Annotated in this window: 12 protein-coding genes; 7 read left to right on the top strand and 5 right to left on the bottom strand. The window is 38.8% G+C overall.

Annotated elements, in window-relative coordinates; all coding sequences use genetic code 11:
• Window positions 1–72 precede the first annotated feature (72 nt).
• From J2Y03_RS28910 to J2Y03_RS05995, 3 genes are all read left to right on the top strand, one after another.
• The gene (locus J2Y03_RS28910) at window positions 73–900 is read left to right on the top strand and encodes a CAP domain-containing protein (RefSeq protein WP_396954187.1); all 828 of its coding nucleotides are present in this window, start codon (window positions 73–75) and stop codon (window positions 898–900) included.
• Between the two features lie 220 nt (window positions 901–1,120).
• Window positions 1,121–2,611: a glycerol kinase GlpK gene (gene glpK, locus J2Y03_RS06000; protein WP_310191877.1), complete on the top strand. Its 1,491-nt coding sequence runs from the start codon at window positions 1,121–1,123 to the stop codon at window positions 2,609–2,611.
• Between the two features lie 178 nt (window positions 2,612–2,789).
• Complete coding sequence (locus J2Y03_RS05995; RefSeq protein ID WP_310191874.1) at window positions 2,790–4,454, top strand: glycerol-3-phosphate dehydrogenase/oxidase; 1,665 nt, start codon at window positions 2,790–2,792, stop codon at window positions 4,452–4,454.
• 274 nt (window positions 4,455–4,728) lie between these two features.
• On the opposite strand, the gene J2Y03_RS05990 is transcribed toward J2Y03_RS05995, so the two are convergent.
• The 5 genes from J2Y03_RS05990 to J2Y03_RS05970 form a co-directional block, all read right to left on the bottom strand.
• The gene (locus tag J2Y03_RS05990; protein ID WP_310193007.1) at window positions 4,729–5,646 is read right to left on the bottom strand and encodes a DNA-3-methyladenine glycosylase 2; all 918 of its coding nucleotides are present in this window, start codon (window positions 5,644–5,646) and stop codon (window positions 4,729–4,731) included.
• Window positions 5,647–6,312: 666 nt separating this feature from the next.
• Window positions 6,313–7,410 (bottom strand): mandelate racemase/muconate lactonizing enzyme family protein, encoded by a 1,098-nt coding sequence (locus J2Y03_RS05985; protein ID WP_310191872.1) that lies wholly within the window; start codon window positions 7,408–7,410, stop codon window positions 6,313–6,315.
• Between the two features lie 81 nt (window positions 7,411–7,491).
• The gene (locus J2Y03_RS05980; protein ID WP_310191869.1) at window positions 7,492–9,015 is read right to left on the bottom strand and encodes a tripartite tricarboxylate transporter permease; all 1,524 of its coding nucleotides are present in this window, start codon (window positions 9,013–9,015) and stop codon (window positions 7,492–7,494) included.
• Between the two features lie 18 nt (window positions 9,016–9,033).
• Window positions 9,034–9,489, bottom strand: a complete 456-nt coding sequence (locus J2Y03_RS05975) for a tripartite tricarboxylate transporter TctB family protein (RefSeq protein ID WP_310193005.1) — start codon at window positions 9,487–9,489, stop codon at window positions 9,034–9,036.
• Between the two features lie 74 nt (window positions 9,490–9,563).
• Complete coding sequence (locus J2Y03_RS05970; RefSeq protein WP_310191867.1) at window positions 9,564–10,562, bottom strand: tripartite tricarboxylate transporter substrate binding protein; 999 nt, start codon at window positions 10,560–10,562, stop codon at window positions 9,564–9,566.
• A gap of 221 nt (window positions 10,563–10,783) precedes the next feature.
• Between J2Y03_RS05970 and J2Y03_RS05965 the strand changes: the two genes are divergently transcribed.
• From J2Y03_RS05965 to J2Y03_RS05950, 4 genes are all read left to right on the top strand, one after another.
• The gene (locus J2Y03_RS05965) at window positions 10,784–11,659 is read left to right on the top strand and encodes a LysR family transcriptional regulator (RefSeq protein WP_310191866.1); all 876 of its coding nucleotides are present in this window, start codon (window positions 10,784–10,786) and stop codon (window positions 11,657–11,659) included.
• A gap of 122 nt (window positions 11,660–11,781) precedes the next feature.
• Complete coding sequence (locus J2Y03_RS05960; RefSeq protein WP_310191863.1) at window positions 11,782–13,623, top strand: XylR N-terminal domain-containing protein; 1,842 nt, start codon at window positions 11,782–11,784, stop codon at window positions 13,621–13,623.
• 308 nt (window positions 13,624–13,931) lie between these two features.
• Entirely contained in the window at window positions 13,932–15,137 is a 1,206-nt protein-coding gene (locus J2Y03_RS05955; protein ID WP_310191860.1) for an acyl-CoA dehydrogenase family protein, read from the top strand.
• A gap of 24 nt (window positions 15,138–15,161) precedes the next feature.
• On the top strand, window positions 15,162–16,136 hold the full coding sequence (locus J2Y03_RS05950) for a catechol 2,3-dioxygenase (RefSeq protein WP_310191858.1): 975 nt from the start codon (window positions 15,162–15,164) through the stop codon (window positions 16,134–16,136).
• Window positions 16,137–16,307: the final 171 nt, after the last annotated feature.

Here is a 16,307-nt window from a genome sequence, read left to right as displayed (position 1 = left end):
GTAAATAACAATCTGGATACAGACCGACATATATTTAACGATCGTAATGTGAATTACTATAATGGTCGTAGTATGAATAACCATAATGACGGGTTGGATATCTCAGCAGATAGTACAAATTTGGATAGTAAAAGCTACCCACATACAAAAGCGATCTTGATTCAACATGCTCAGTATCGTGATATCCCGTTCGGATCTGTTCAATGGTACCAATTTGGAGGAAATCAACAAGGACAAACTCCAAGGCAACAACAAGTGCCAATTGTGCCGCCACCAAATCCGGCAGCACCAACGCCTACAGTGCCAGTACCAGCAACACCAGCACCAGCACCTGTAACACCAGTGCCAAAAGCACCGACAGCACCAGCACCTGTAACACCAGCGCCAAAAGCACCGACAGCACCAGCACCTGTAACACCAGCGCCAAAAGCACCGACAGCACCAGCACCAAAAGCACCGACAACACCGGCGCCTGCAGCACCAGCACCAAAACCAGCTGCTCCTGCGCCAACTACTGGTAATGTCAGTCAATATGTGCAACAAGTTATCGATTTAACTAATGCTCAACGTAGCAAAAGTGGCTTACCAGCTTTAAAAGCCGATTCACAATTAAGTGGAGTTGCACAAAAGAAATCAGTGGATATGCAGCAAAACAATTATTTTTCACATACAAGCCCAACTTATGGTTCACCATTTGACATGATGAGAGACTTTGGAGTGACATATAAGTCTGCCGGGGAAAATATCGCCCAAGGACAACGGACACCACAAGAAGTCGTAAATGCATGGATGAATAGTGAAGGGCATAGGAAAAACATCTTAAGTGCTAACTTTACTCATATCGGAGTAGGGTACGAAAAGTCTGGAAACCACTGGACACAAATGTTTATAGGTAAATAATCAAGACATTGGAAAGGAATCTTAATCGGATTCCTTTCCTTTGAAAACCCGTTTTTTTACATAGTATTGACAACGTTTACACCATAGAATAAAATTTAACCTATGTTAGGATTTTGTTTCGGGAACGAAGAGGTTCACGCTGATTAACCTATTTTAATAGGTTGTTTCTGTGTGGATCTCTTTTTTGCATAAGTTGTCATGATTTTGGGGGGATAATAAAATGGAAAAATATATTATGTCTTTAGATCAAGGTACCACAAGTTCGAGAGCCATTCTGTTTAATAAAAATGGAGAAATTGTTCATACCGCTCAAAAGGAATTTACACAATTTTTTCCTAAACCAGGTTGGGTAGAACATAATGCGAATGAGATATGGGGTTCTGTCTTAGCTGTTATTGCGGCTGTACTAACAGAATCAGGCATTAAACCTGAACAGATTAGCGGGATTGGAATCACGAACCAGCGAGAAACGACAGTGGTCTGGGACCCGGAAACAGGAAGACCAGTTTATAACGCAATTGTATGGCAATCTAGGCAAACAAGCGGGATTTGTGAGGAGCTAATTGAAAAAGGGTATAATAACCTTATTAGAGAAAAAACGGGACTATTAATTGATGCTTATTTCTCAGGAACCAAAGTAAAATGGATACTGGACAATGTAGAAGGGGCAAGAGGGGAAGCAGAACAGGGAAAATTATTATTTGGTACTATTGATACATGGTTGATTTGGAAGTTGTCTGGCGGGAAGACTCATGTCACTGACTATAGTAATGCATCACGTACATTAATGTTTAATATTTATGATTTAAAATGGGATGAGGAATTATTAAAAATTTTAGGAGTTCCTCGAACAATGCTTCCAGAAGTGAAATCTTCATCTGAAATTTATGCGCAAACTGAAGGTAATCACTTTTTTGGACAGGAAATTCCGATTGCAGGTGCTGCTGGTGATCAGCAAGCTGCTTTATTCGGCCAGGCATGTTTTGAGAAAGGTATGGCCAAAAATACTTATGGTACGGGTTGTTTTATGCTGATGAATACTGGCGAAAAAGCTGTTCGATCTGAGCATGGACTGCTCACCACGATTGCCTGGGGATTAAATGGAAAGGTTGAGTATGCTCTTGAAGGCAGTATTTTTGTTGCTGGCTCGGCGATTCAGTGGCTTCGAGATGGATTAAGGATGTTAAAAAGTGCAAAAGACAGCGAAAATTACGCTTCTAAAGTGGAGTCGACAGACGGAGTTTATGTTGTCCCTGCATTTGTGGGTCTTGGTACGCCTTATTGGGATAGTGATGTTCGAGGTGCTGTCTTTGGACTTACGAGAGGAACCAGCAAGGAACATTTTGTACGGGCAACAGTTGAGTCGCTTGCCTATCAAACAAAGGATGTTTTATCTGCCATGGAGGCAGATTCCGAAATTAACTTAAAAAACCTCCGTGTGGATGGCGGCGTAGTTATGAATAATTTCTTAATGCAGTTTCAGAGTGATCTCCTAAATGTTCCTGTTGAAAGGCCGATTATAAATGAAACAACAGCACTCGGAGCAGCATATCTAGCCGGTCTTGCAACTGGTTTTTGGAGCAGCAAAGAAGAGATTTCAAACCAGTGGGCAATTGACCGTTGCTTTGAGCCTGAAATGACTAAAGAAAAAAGGGAACTTCTCTATAATGGTTGGAAAAAAGCAGTTCATGCAGCGATGGCATTTAAATAAGATATTACGAATGGAATGAACCTATCGATAAACGGTAACGATTTGGTTATAATCGTGCCCTGTAATGCACATTTTTGCAGTGAACGGTAACGATTAAGTTCATGTCCTTTTGTATTTATTAAGGCAAATAAAGAAAAGTGGAAATCCATCTATCATGATTGAGTGAGAGGGAAGAAAAATGACAGAATCATTTTCAGCTCTAAAAAGAGAAAATCGGCTTAAAAGCATGTCTGAGGGACAATATGACCTGCTTGTTATTGGGGGAGGAATCACTGGTGCCGGAATCGCTTTGGACGCCACCCTACGAGGGATGAAAGTGGCTTTGGTAGAAATGCAGGACTTTGCGGCTGGTACATCTAGTCGTTCAACAAAGCTTGTACATGGCGGACTGCGTTACTTAAAGCAATTTCAAGTTGGAATGGTTGCAGAAGTAGGTAAGGAGCGGGCAATTGTCTATGAAAATGGACCCCATGTCACCACCCCAGAATGGATGCTTCTTCCAATGTATATAGGCGGAACATTCGGACCCCTGAGCACATCCATTGGTTTACGAGTATATGATTTTTTAGCTGGAGTAAAAAAGTCAGAACGCCGTAGCATGCTTTCTAGGAATGAAACAATTTCTAAAGAACCGCTTGTTAAAAAGGAAGGACTAAAGGGGGGCGGGTACTATGTTGAATACCGAACCGATGATGCCCGATTAACCATTGAAGTTATAAAGGCTGCATTTCAAAATGGATCCCATATTTTGAATTATGTAAAGGCTGAGGAGTTTATCTATCAAAATAACGTGATTACAGGCGTCAGGGTTAAGGATATGCTTACAAACATGGTGGTAACTATCCAGGCGAAAAAAGTGGTGAATGCAGGAGGTCCATGGGTCGATAACATTCGTAAAAAAGATTACTCAAAGAATAACAAACAATTACGTTTAACAAAAGGTGTTCACCTCGTGATGGACCAGTCTGTTTTCCCGCTGCATCAAGCCGTATATTTTGACACTCCAGATGGGCGGATGGTGTTCGCGATTCCACGTGACGGGAAAACCTATGTGGGGACTACCGATACTTTTTTTGATGGCGATGCTACCCATCCAAAAATGGTTGCGGCAGACCGTGAATATCTAATAAATGTGATTCATTTTATGTTTCCAGAAGTAAAGGTTACCGAAAAAGACATTGAATCAAGCTGGGCTGGTGTACGTCCATTAATTTATGAAGAAGGAAAGGATCCTTCAGAGATATCCCGTAAAGATGAAATTTGGGAAGCGGAAAGCGGTCTTATAACCATTGCCGGTGGAAAGCTAACCGGATATCGGAAAATGGCAGAATCGGTCGTCGATCTGATTGTAAAAAGGCTTGGTGAGACAGGGCAAAGATTTAAAGGACCACAAACGAAAACATACCCCTTTTCAGGAGGGAATGTCGGGGGTTCTAAAGGATTCAAACAATATATTGCCCTTAAAGTACAGGAAGCTGTTGAATATGGATTCACTCAGGAGGAAGGTCGGCGGTTTGTTCAAATGTACGGTTCAAATGTGAATGAACTTTACCAATACGGAAGAACATTTGATGAAATTGAAAAAGTAAAGCTCGCAAGGGAAGTTTATGCTCAATTAATGTACTCCATTGAGCATGAAATGGTTGTAACGCCTGCAGACTTCTTTATCCGCCGTACAGGAGCTTTATTTTTCAACATCGAATGGGTCCGTACTTGGAAGGATGAAGTAATTGCCTTCATGGAGGACAAATTAGGATGGAATAAGGAACAAACAGCACAATATAAAGAGGAACTGGAAAAAGAGTTACGAGATGCTGTTACTCCAGTGGATTTGCAACATTAAAAGGGAATTTAAGGGGAATTCCGGTGGACACCGGTATTCTCATATTTGTAAGTGTGGTGGATTAGCTGATGAAGGACAATACTTATTAAAATTGCAAAAGAAATGTCCTTCATTACGCTGATGAAGTCCAAAACCTATTAAAATTGAATAAGAAATGTTCTTCATAACGCCGATGAAGACCAAAACTTATTAAAATTTGATATGAAATGTTCTTCATAACCCCGCTGAAAGACAAAACTTGTTACAATTTTATTAGTGCTTTCCTTCATATTTTTTAGTAAAGGACTCGCCACAAATAAAACGTTGCATAGGCTTGCCATTTCTCCCACCTTAATGATAGGTTAAAGAGCTCTTCTCTAACAGGCTTTTTATCTGAACCGGTTAAATGTTTAATGGCATTATGCAGTCCGACATCATCAATTGGAAATGCCGAGGTATAACGTAAGCAGCGCATTAGTACATAATTCGCTGTCCATGGACCAATCCCGCGGATTTTAACTAAACTTTTTTCAGCTTCATTAAGGCTGCCCATTCTCAATAATTTTTCCTTCGATAATTCCCCACTGACCATCAATTGGGCAATGCCAATAATATATTCACTTTTTTTAAAAGTCATTTTTATATCTGTTAGATCTTCAGGTGTTAATTTTGCAATTTGTTCAAAGGAAGGAAATATCCAATATTTCTTGCCATTCCACTCGATTGAATCGCCAAATTTTTCAACAAATTGCCTTTTTAACGTGTAGGCAAATGCTAAGTTGATCTGCTGTCCTAAAATTCCCCAGCAGAGGGCCTCAAATAAATCGGGAACGCCAATCAAACGTAATCCGGAGAATTCTTGGATAGGTCCCTTTAGGAGCGGGTCTGCTTTTGCCATTTCATAAAATGGCGTTAAATCACGATCAAAATCAAACCATTCGCGAATGTACCGGACGACCTCCTCGCGGTCCGACTGCCTCAGAGGTCGGGAGTCTTTTAAAAACTGAACAATCATCTGATTTCGTTTATTTACGTGTATTTGTACTAAGGTTCGGGTGTCGCCAACGACAATCACCCGTGTGATTATTTCGTTTTCAACTTCAAACATACATTCATTTTTGTTCCGCTCCAAATAGCCAAGATTTGCTTTAATATCAAAATCTCCTGGCAAGTCAATGATGATATCCCCATTGACTTCTTGCCAACAGTCCATTGTGTTTAGTATTTCAGCCACATTCATTCCTCCATATCTGTATCTATTATTATTTAAATAGTTAATGTCGTTATCTTGCTTATCTATTCGAAAAAAGCTTATTTACAATTGAAATCAGGTTATATTGATAATAACAAAACGCTGGAGGAGTTAACTATGGGTATTATACCCTGCAAAGTTGTGACGGACGGGCTCATAGGGCAGATAAAATCGCCGTAACAGTGTACTTTGTACGGAACTTTTCAACAATTTGTAGGATTACTTGTTTTTCAACTCCTTTACCATCTCCAAATAGTTAACTCACCTGACATCTTATCTTTCACAACAGCCCGTTTTGTTTCACTAGAATAAACGTTTTTGCCCATGCAAAAACACCCCCGATTTTAGTACTTAATTTCAGTGTACCATTCGAAGGTGTTTTATCGTGTCTCATTTTACTAGGTTAGTCTAGTTATTTCATAGTGCTTTATTGTAACTATGTGGGTGAAGTTTAACGCTTACGGGAATGCCGTTTGTATTAATAAGACACGTAGGGTTTATTCTAGAGGGCAGCCACTAAAGTGGGTGCCCTATTTTCTGCTATAAATAGTTTTTAACTTTATAGCTTTCAATAATGTCCATACATACAACCGAAGCCCCTGAATTCATGGATGAGAGAGTGTCAGTTTAAGAGACTTGGGATATTAAATATTGCTTCATAAAATCTCGATTTAGCTCAAAACCTAGCCCTGGGCGATCCGGTGGACTGACAAATCCATTTTCATATGGAAGGAACTCTTCAAACATCTGACCTCCTAAAATGGGATTCGTGTTCGGCGGATAGTACTCAAGGATGAGCCCGTTAGAAATAGATGCAAGCAAGTGGCAGTGAAGCTGCTGGCTGCCATGGGGAGCAACCTGAACGTTAAAGACCCTGGCAAGGTCAGCAATCTTTTTCCATTCGGTAATTCCACCACAGTAATGGGCATCTGGATTAATAACATCAACAGTATCATTAATTAATAGCTCACGGAATCCAAAGGCCGTATATTCGTTTTCACCTGTCGCGATTCGAATATTGCTTTTTTGGGCTACCCGTTTGAGCCCTGGGAGATCATCCGGATGTACCGGCTCTTCAAACCAATATACATCATACGCTTCAGAGCCACGAGCCATCTCAATAGCATCACTAGGGGTATAGGCGTTATTCGCGTCGATCATGAGCTTTACATCAGGTCCAATAGCCTTCCTCACCACTTCAATCCTTTTTAAATCTTCCTTGATTAACAGTTTTCCAATCTTCATTTTGACAGCTTTAGCTCCCATATCAACATTCTTAAGCATCTCTTCAATCAGACCCTCTATACCTTTTGAGTCCTCATAGTATCCACCAGCAATGTAAGCAGGCAGCTTCTGAGTATAACCGCCCAGGAGCTTGTATACAGGTTGGCGAGCAGCTTTGCCCATAATATCCCAAAGTGCGATATCTATACAGGAAACAGCTCTAATGCCCAGACCTTTGCGACCGGTAATCTTCGGTCGATACATTAAGGACCAAATCTTTTCATACTCATAGGGATCACGACCAACAACGACATCTTTAAGGCTCAGGACCGTAGCTAGTACATCCGCTCCACCTCTAACCCATCCGAAGCCTGTTATTCCCTCATCCGTCTTCAAGTGAACCGTGATCAGGTCATATTTGCTATAGGTATAAATACTGTTCTCAACAGGCTTCTCGAAGGGGCAACTATAAAACGACGCCTCCAGATCAATAATTTTCATAAAATTTCCTCCTTACATAATTACCTTGTCTAATTAAAAGAACCTACAATATCTAGTTTCGTTTCAGCCATAACTAATAATTTACGATACCTGATCTGAGGATTTATTACGCCGGTATCTTGCAAGTAAAGGGGGCATTACTATTACCAATACAGTTAAAATAATCAGAACTGCGCTAATCGGCCGTTCTAGGAATACCGATGGAGAACCCATTGACATGACTAACGACTGCCTTAAAGAATATTCCATCTCACCACCTAAGACTAAGGCTAAGACCAAAGGAGTCCCCGGCACACCGTATACCTTGAAGGCATACCCAAGAATAGTGAATAATATCATGACCCATATGTCGAACATGGAGTTATTTAAGCTATACACTCCGACAAAGCACAGAGTTGCGACAATGACTGATAGGGTGCGTTGTGATATTTTTAGTAACCAGATAAAATAAGGTATAAAAGCGGTGTTAAGAATAAGTAACATAACATTACCTATATACATGCTCGCGATCAAACCCCAAACAACATCCGGGTTTTCGGAGAAAAGACCTGGACCTGGCTGTATCCCTAGCATTACAAAAGCACCGAGCAAGACAGCAGAGGTTCCAGAGCTTGGAATACCCAAGCTTAGAAGAGGTACAAAAGATGCCGTACTAGCAGAATTATTCGCTGACTCTGGTCCAGCTACCCCTTGTATGGCCCCCTTTCCAAATAATTCAGGAGTTTTGGACAAACGCTTTTCAACTCCATAAGATAGGAAGGAAGATAAAGACCCGCCGCCACCAGGTAATAACCCTGTTAAGAACCCTATGAAACTACCACGTACGATTGAGCCTGTTGAATCCTTTAAATCTTGACGTTTGGGAAACACATCGCGTACTCTGATCTTGGCCTTCCCATCCGTAATGAACTCTGCTGGAGTCATTAAATTTTGAACAACCTCAGCTAAGCCGAATGCTCCGATTACAGCAGGTAAAAAGGATATTCCGTCGAGGAGAGTTACTGAACCCCAAGTTAAACGAGGTGTTCCAGAAACCACATCTTGACCAACTGTAGCCAATAATAAACCTAGAAACAGCGACAAAGAAGCTTTAAGACGTTTCTCATTATTTAGTCCGACCACCATAGCGAACACAAATACCATAACTGCGAAATACTCAGGCGGGCCAAACTTAATAGCTACCCGGGCCAACGGAATGGCTATTAAGGTTAAAAGAATGAGTCCTAGTGTACCTGCAATAAAAGAACCGATAGAGGCTATACCCAAAGCGATTCCGCCACGGCCAGCTTTGGCCATTGGATATCCGTCAAATGTTGTAACAACGCTTGCACTTTCTCCAGGTACATTTAGCAAAACAGATGTTATGGTACCTCCATACATCGCACCATAGTACATACCAGCTAACGTAATCAGACCTATAAGCGGATCTAGGCCGTAGGTCGCAGGCAGTAGCACTGCAATTGCAGCTGAAGGTCCTAGTCCCGGAAGAACCCCTACTAACGTTCCCGCAATTGCCCCAACGAGACAAGCCAACAGCAACGAAGGTGTCAGTATGCTCGAGAAGCCGCCTAGCAGCAATGATATTGATGAGAATAATTCATTCAAACTTAAACACCTCCAAACTCAACTACTGAAAAAAATGCCGGGCAAAAGTGGAACTGACAATATTTTTACAAAGAACCAATATACAACTAAAGTCCAGATAAGTGCGAACGGTAATGCCTTTTTAAATTGCCACCCCTCTGCATACACTAGAGCGGGGACAGAAAAGATGAACAAAGAAATAACAAATCCTAAGAAATTCGCTAAAATGGCAAAAAGGATACAAAGTAGAACAAAAATTAATCCTTTTTTCCCCGTGAGAGGAATGAGCTTTTCCGGTTCCTTATTTCGAAGTGCTTTTATTATTAAGACTGCTGAGATAACAAGTACACAAGCTGCATAAATCACGGGAGCCGCACCGGAGCCAATCGTAAACCTTGCTGTTAGGGGTAACTTAGTACCTCCAAATAACCCTGCCAAGGCTATAGCTAGAATGATTAAAAAAAGAATACTTTCGTGATTCCAGCGCATTCTCATCAATAATTATCACACCTTCATTCAATTATTCTGGCCTTGTCATGTTAGACAAGGCCCAACTTAAAAACCAGTTATTATTTTTGGATCGGTATCTTAAGTTCTTTAATCATTGTCTCTACCGACTTAGCAAAAACATCGCTCTCTACATAGCTGACCGGAAGTCCAATTTTTTCTGCTTGAGCCTTAAATTCAGGATTTTCTGCCGCTTTCTTCACCGCATCTCGTAGAGTGGCTAGTACCTGCTCATCTGCTCCTGCAGGCATAAAGAACCCACGTACAATGCCGCTTTTAGTTGCTGTATCGAACCCTTTTGACAACTTAATACCTTGTTCACTAAAAGTAGGAACATCTGGCATACTTGGAACTCGTTTTTCACCAGCAACACCTAAGACTCTTAAATCCCCTGATTTGAGATAAGGTGAAGCCTCAGAGACTGCTAGACCAACTGCGTCAATATTACCTCCAAGTACACTAGTAATTGCTTCTTTACCACTTTCAAAGTTGACCATTCTAAACTTCGCACTAGTCGCATTTTCCAAGCCATAGGCAGTTATCGCATCTAAACCAGCCGAGCCCGTAGCTGCGTATGAAAGACTCTCAGGGTTTTTCTTAAGGTGATCAATGACTTCTCCTAAAGTTTTATATTCACTTTTTGCAGAGACCGCAATAACGGCAGGATCAGATACTATAGCGCCCAAATAATCGAAATTTTTGATCGGATCCACAGTAAAGTCACCGGTTATTGTAAGAGCTGGTAATCCAGGCAGCCCAGTCAAGCCAATTGTATAACCATCAGGCTTAGCTTTGGATACTGCAGTCATTCCCATTATCCCTCCGGCACCAGGCTTATTAATAATGGCCAACGAAACTCCTAATTCCTTCTCTAAAAACGGAGCGAATGTACGAACTGTAAGATCTGAACCTCCTCCAGCATTAAAAGGAACAATAACTTCAATCGCGTGTTCGGGATATTTACTATCCTTTTTTGATTGGGTTGCACTCTGTGTACTGCAACCCACTATTAATGTAACGATTAATAATGCCAAGAAAATAGAACCATACTTACGGACCATTTAAATCCCCCTTAATTAATTTAGACAGATCAACTCTCTATCTGATAAAATATCATTGTAAGCGCTAACTTGTCCTAATATAATGATAATTCGGAATTGATTAAAAAGGAAATAAATTAAGTTAATGACTGCAATCAGTAATATTTATATCACTCAAAGCTTGCCCCTTAAACTTGAGTTGAATTTTCTAATGATAGTCTATTTTCGAAGGAGAGAATTTGATGGAAGACAGAGACTGGTTAATCCTTACTTTACTTTATGAAAACGGAAACATTACAAAAACAGCTCAAGATTTATATATTTCACAGCCTGCATTAACGAGTCGCATAAAACAGATTGAAAATGAATTCCAAGTTAAGCTTCTAATTAGGGGAAGTAAGGGGGTTACATTTACACCACAAGGAGAATATCTCGTAACTTATGCCAAAGAAATGCTGCTCAAACTTAGAGAGACAAAGGAAAATATCTTAAACCTTAATAACACAGTAAAAGGTACATTAAGAATTGGCACCTCTAGGTTTTTAGCCGAACATAAGCTTCCCCGTATGCTAAATTCATTTAAAGAGAAACAAACGGATGTCGATTTTAAAATAATGTCTTCCTTTGCAAGCAATATTATTAATTTGGTAAGCAATCATGATGTTCATGTTGGCTTTCATCGTGGTGATGACCATTGGCTGGGATCTGAACATATATTATATAGAGAAAAGCTGTATATCTTTTCAAAAAATAAAATTAATATTAATGACCTTCCTAATATACCCCGAATTGTCCATAAACAGGAATCGGCGAATCGAGGGTCTATTCACCAATGGTGGACAGAAAAATACGGACAACCCCCATTAATCGCTGCGGAAGTTGACCATGTTAATGCCTGCAAGGAGATGGTTATCCATGGTTTGGGATATGCTTTGCTGCCCTCATCCTTTGTTTCCGATGATGACCATTTGCACAAATATGATATTACATTAAATAATGGTGAACCACTTTTAAGAATTGCCCGAATGATCTATTTAGAAGAGTCTTTAGAGTTAAATGTAGTTAGAGCATTTGTTAATTTTGTCAAAAGTTTAAAATTCCGAGATAAGCTGGCTTAGCTGTTCTCACTAATAGATTCTATGTAAAGTCTTTGATTATCGATCAAAATATTGTGATTAAATACTTTTAGCTCTATGAAGTGTTTCATAGATTAGAATATTCTCATTATAGGGGTGGATGGATGAGTATGCAGGCGGATTTAGGACAAGCAAATATTAATGATGTTTTCCGATTGCCTAAAGAGGAAGCTTTAAAAGTATTTTATGATCGCATCATTACAATTCCAATTGGAGCAAGAACATCGTTAAAAAAAGAACTTGTATCGACTATAGGGGAAGATCGTACTAAAGGGGTTTTTATTCGATATGGCTGGCATTGCGGTGAAAGTGATGCAAAAAAAGTAAAGTCGTTTCAATGGAAAACTGAGCGGGAACTAATTGAAAACGGACCAAAATTCCACATGCTGCATGGTTATATAGATGAAGTAAAAATAACAGATATGCAGTTTGACGAAAAAAATCAAATAAAACACATTGATGTAACGTGGATAAATTCATTTGAGGCTGACGAATTTTTAAAAGACGGGGTGCCTAGTAATAAGCCTATCTGTCATACACTTTGCGGATATGCAAGTGGTTATTTATCTACTGTTTTGCAAAAGTCTATTATTGTAAAAGAAATTGAATGTCGTGCGATGGGGTATGAGGAATGTAAAGCCATTTGTATGCCGATTGAAAACTGGGGTAAAGAACTAGAAAATGAATCTAGCTATTACCAATCAACCAGTATGATTCAAGAATTGGATGAGGTAACAGCAAAACTAAAAATTGAACGTGATTATTTAAAACTAGCAAATGAAGTCCAACGAAAACTGACCCAGGAATTACTATCCAAACAAGGAGTACAGCGAATTGTAGACTTATTATTTGATACAACTGGAATACCAACATTTATAGAAAATGAATATAACAAAATTATAGCGAAATCTAAGAATGTCTCGATTAACTTTGATTTAGCTAAAATAAAATCTAGGAAAACTGAATTTGTCAGTATTTCTCCTGAAATCGGTATACTTAGAACCCCTATTTTGTTTGAGACTGAAGTAAAGGGGTATTGTTCGTTTCTTTATTTAGAAAGTTGTAAGCCAACTGATTTTGAGTACATGATTATCGATAAAGCCTCTTTAACGGTATCTGTCATATTACTAAATGAAAATATTAAGATTAATACCGAACAAAATGTAAAGCGCAGTTTTTTAAATGATATTTTAGAAGGACGATTAGAGCAAAAAGAAATTTATAAAATTGCTTATTATCTTAATTTTCCTCCTGATGAATCTTATTGGGTGCTTACTTTAGAAAGAACCACCAACCAATCCGAAATTAATCATGAAATAGAAGTAAATGAAAAATTAATCAGACATATTAATTTGTTTTTAAAAGAAAGAAATATAAATGCCATTGTATCTCAAAATTTAGATAAAATGATTATTTTAATTGAATATTCAACTTTTAAATTGTTATGTACTGAACGACAAATATTTATAAATCAATTATTACAGCATTGTTTACGCCGTTTTGTAAAATATGCATTTTATATAGGTGCCAGCTCGGTAGTTGAAAATATCAGCCAGTTAACTATTTTATATAATGAATCATTAGCTGCTTTAAAGGCAAAAAATTCAAAAAAGCATATTTACTTCTTTGAGGATTTGGAGATTGAAAGTGTTTTATTTCAAATACAAGATGAAATATTGATTGATCGTTTTGTAAAACAACAGTTAAGTAGATTGCTAGAAGTAGATAAGGATTTTGATTTGACAAAGACGTTATATGCATATATCGAGAATGGAATTAATCTGAATAACACATCTAAAGCTCTTTCAATGTCTATTAGTGGGCTAAGATACCGTATGAGTAAAATTAGCGAGATTTTAAATATTGACTTAAATGATACAAAACGTATTTTTTCAATTTATATGGCATTAAAGATTTTAAAAGCACAGGGGAAAATCGACTTATAAGTAAACCCCAAAAACAATTAACAAGAGAAGGGCCCTAGAATTTAGTTTTTGAGACTATTTTCTAAGGTTTTTTTAATTTTTCAAAAAAATAATTTCTACTATGTTCACAGTAAAAACACTAGATAATAGCAGTAATAATCACTTTCTATAATATTCTAGGAAACTAATTAGTCTAAATATTCTAAAAATAACCATTTTTCCGTAGTTAGTGTAGCTATTTTTAATCAGTTCAGGCTATTACAATAAATTTCAGACAGGTAACCGCTGCTTAAAATGATAACGTTTGCAAACCGAAGGGAGAAGTGGAAATGGCAGTTAATTCATTAGCAGTTCTTCAAAGGACTATTAATCGAGAAAAACTACTTCAAAAAGCAAAGGAGCTTGGAGAACTGGCAGAGAAGCATGCTGCACAAGCCGATCTGGATGCAAGACTACCAGATGTGGTATATGAAAAAATCAAAGAAGCAGGCTTTCAAAAGTTACTAAGGCCTAAAGCATATGGTGGACAAAATTTAGACTACTATACCTTTGGCGATATTATTCGAACGGTAGCTAACTACAATGTTTCGGCTGCATGGCTAACATACTTTGCTATTATCCATGAAACATGGCCTGCGTTTCTACCTAAAAAAGGGCGTGACGAGTTATTCAATAGCGGTGCTTTAATGGCTGATGTTTTCGCGCCAATTGGAAAGGTGATTGATGACGGAGAAGGATACCGTTTAACAGGTCAATGGAATTTCTGTAGTGGGGTATTTGGGTGCGACTGGATTGCATTAGGCGCAGTTCATAAAATGCAGGACGGTACAGAACCAGAGTTCAGCTTATTTATCGTTCATAAAAAAGATACAGAAATTATTGAGAATTGGGATACGATCGGATTACGCGGAACAGGCAGTAACGCTGTTAAAGTAGATAACGTATATGTTCCACCACACTATGTTTTCCCATTAACAAGGGTACTGAATGGGGCTACTTCGCCAGATGAAAACTATGAAGAGGACTATCAAATTTTCAATGTTCCTTATCTTGCATTCTTCTTGGCTGGCTTCCAACACGTTTTAATTGGAGCAATTGAACGGTTGATTCGTAACTTTAAAGAAAAAACTGAAAATCGCATTCGGATCTTCAATAATAATACGAACGAAAAAGAGGCAGGGTCTGCTCAACGTACGCTTGCTGAATTAAACATTCAGTTAACAGCATTAAAGGCTTTAGCAAAAGATTATGCGGATCGATTACATTATTATCAAGATAACAGTATTCGAGTATTAGAGGAAGAAGAGCGTGAATTGCTGTTTGCAATTCGTGGATATACAGCTAAAACAGCATCAGAAATGGCTACCCGTATTTTGATTACACTCGGTGGTAATTCAGTATACAAAAGCGATGGTAGTGAGAGATTCGTTCGTGATATTCTTGCAGTTGCTGCTCATCCAACACATCAATACGAGGATGCAATGGCAGGTTATGGAAGAACTATTGTTGGATTTAAAGGTCACCCAACCTGGTAAAAAAAATATTGGAGGAATAATAAAATGACAAAAGAACCTATTTTAGATATAGCCCAGCTTGCACACATTGAGATTTATAGCCCAAAATTAGAGGAGTCTGTAGCGTTTTTTAAAAATATCCTAGGTATGGATGAATCATATCGTCATGGGAATTCGGTTTATATGCGCGCCTATGAGGATCATTATCATAACACGTTAATTATCACTGAAAATGATGAAGCCGGCTTGGGTCATATTGGTTGGCGAGCAACATCGCCTCAAGCATTAGAACGTCGTGTAGCTGCAATTGAAAAAGCAGGGTACGGTATCGGTTGGATCGAGGGTGATATCGGTCACGGACGTGCTTACCAATTTACATCACCAGATGGTCATAAAATGGAAATTTTGTGGGATGTTGAGTATTACAATGCACCTGATGATCAAAAAACTCCTTTACTAAATCGTCCGCAAAGACGTCCAAGCCGCGGAGTACCTGTCCGTCGTTTAGATCATGTTAATGTATTGGCAAAAGAAACGAAAAGGAATGTGGATTTCCTCGAGGAGGTACTAGGCTTTAAAGTCCGTGAGCGCATTCTGGCTGAGGACAATTCTGATATTGCAGCTTGGTTAAGTGTAAGTAACTTAGTACATGACATTGCCATAATGGGAGATGCATTAGGTGAAGAAGGTCGTCTGCATCATATTTGCTACTGGTACGGTTATCCTCAACATTTATCAGATGTGGCAGATTTACTAATTGAAAGTGGCTATGTAATAGAAGCTGGTCCAGGAAAACACGGTGTTACACAGGCTGCCTTCTTATATGTTGTCGAGCCAGGCGGGAATCGGGTTGAATTGTTCGGTGATCCAGGTTATCAAATTTTCGATCCTTCTTGGAAAACAATTGAGTGGAAAGGTAAAGATTTAGAGAAGGCTATTATCTGGCATGGATCTAATTTACCTCAAGAATTCTTCAAATACGGTACACCTGTTAGAGCTGAAAAACTTGTTAAAAATTAATCATACAGAAAATACATGATATTTGTTTACTTTGAACGTACCAACATTAATAGAAGAGGCTTTTACATCCTCTTCCTCAATAGATTAGGAAGTCATTAGCTCGGCCTATTTGGTCGAGTTGTGTTTTTCTAACTACTATATATATGACAATAATGAGTAACTATTGAAATA

It is taken from the genome of Neobacillus niacini (assembly GCF_031457145.1).
Lineage (GTDB): Bacteria > Bacillota > Bacilli > Bacillales > Cytobacillaceae > Neobacillus > Neobacillus niacini_J.
This window is presented reverse-complemented; position numbering and strand designations above follow the sequence as displayed.

Coding starts and splice junctions, on each gene's coding strand:
- J2Y03_RS05950 (WP_310191858.1), top strand. CDS start 15,162: ATGACAAAAGAACCTATTTTAGATATAGCCCAGCTTGCACACATTGAG.
- glpK (WP_310191877.1), top strand. CDS start 1,121: ATGGAAAAATATATTATGTCTTTAGATCAAGGTACCACAAGTTCGAGA.
- J2Y03_RS05990 (WP_310193007.1), bottom strand. CDS start 5,646: ATGGACTGTTGGCAAGAAGTCAATGGGGATATCATCATTGACTTGCCA.
- J2Y03_RS05995 (WP_310191874.1), top strand. CDS start 2,790: ATGACAGAATCATTTTCAGCTCTAAAAAGAGAAAATCGGCTTAAAAGC.
- J2Y03_RS05965 (WP_310191866.1), top strand. CDS start 10,784: ATGGAAGACAGAGACTGGTTAATCCTTACTTTACTTTATGAAAACGGA.
- J2Y03_RS05960 (WP_310191863.1), top strand. CDS start 11,782: ATGAGTATGCAGGCGGATTTAGGACAAGCAAATATTAATGATGTTTTC.
- J2Y03_RS05975 (WP_310193005.1), bottom strand. CDS start 9,489: ATGAGAATGCGCTGGAATCACGAAAGTATTCTTTTTTTAATCATTCTA.
- J2Y03_RS28910 (WP_396954187.1), top strand. CDS start 73: ATGAATAACCATAATGACGGGTTGGATATCTCAGCAGATAGTACAAAT.
- J2Y03_RS05970 (WP_310191867.1), bottom strand. CDS start 10,562: ATGGTCCGTAAGTATGGTTCTATTTTCTTGGCATTATTAATCGTTACA.
- J2Y03_RS05955 (WP_310191860.1), top strand. CDS start 13,932: ATGGCAGTTAATTCATTAGCAGTTCTTCAAAGGACTATTAATCGAGAA.
- J2Y03_RS05985 (WP_310191872.1), bottom strand. CDS start 7,410: ATGAAAATTATTGATCTGGAGGCGTCGTTTTATAGTTGCCCCTTCGAG.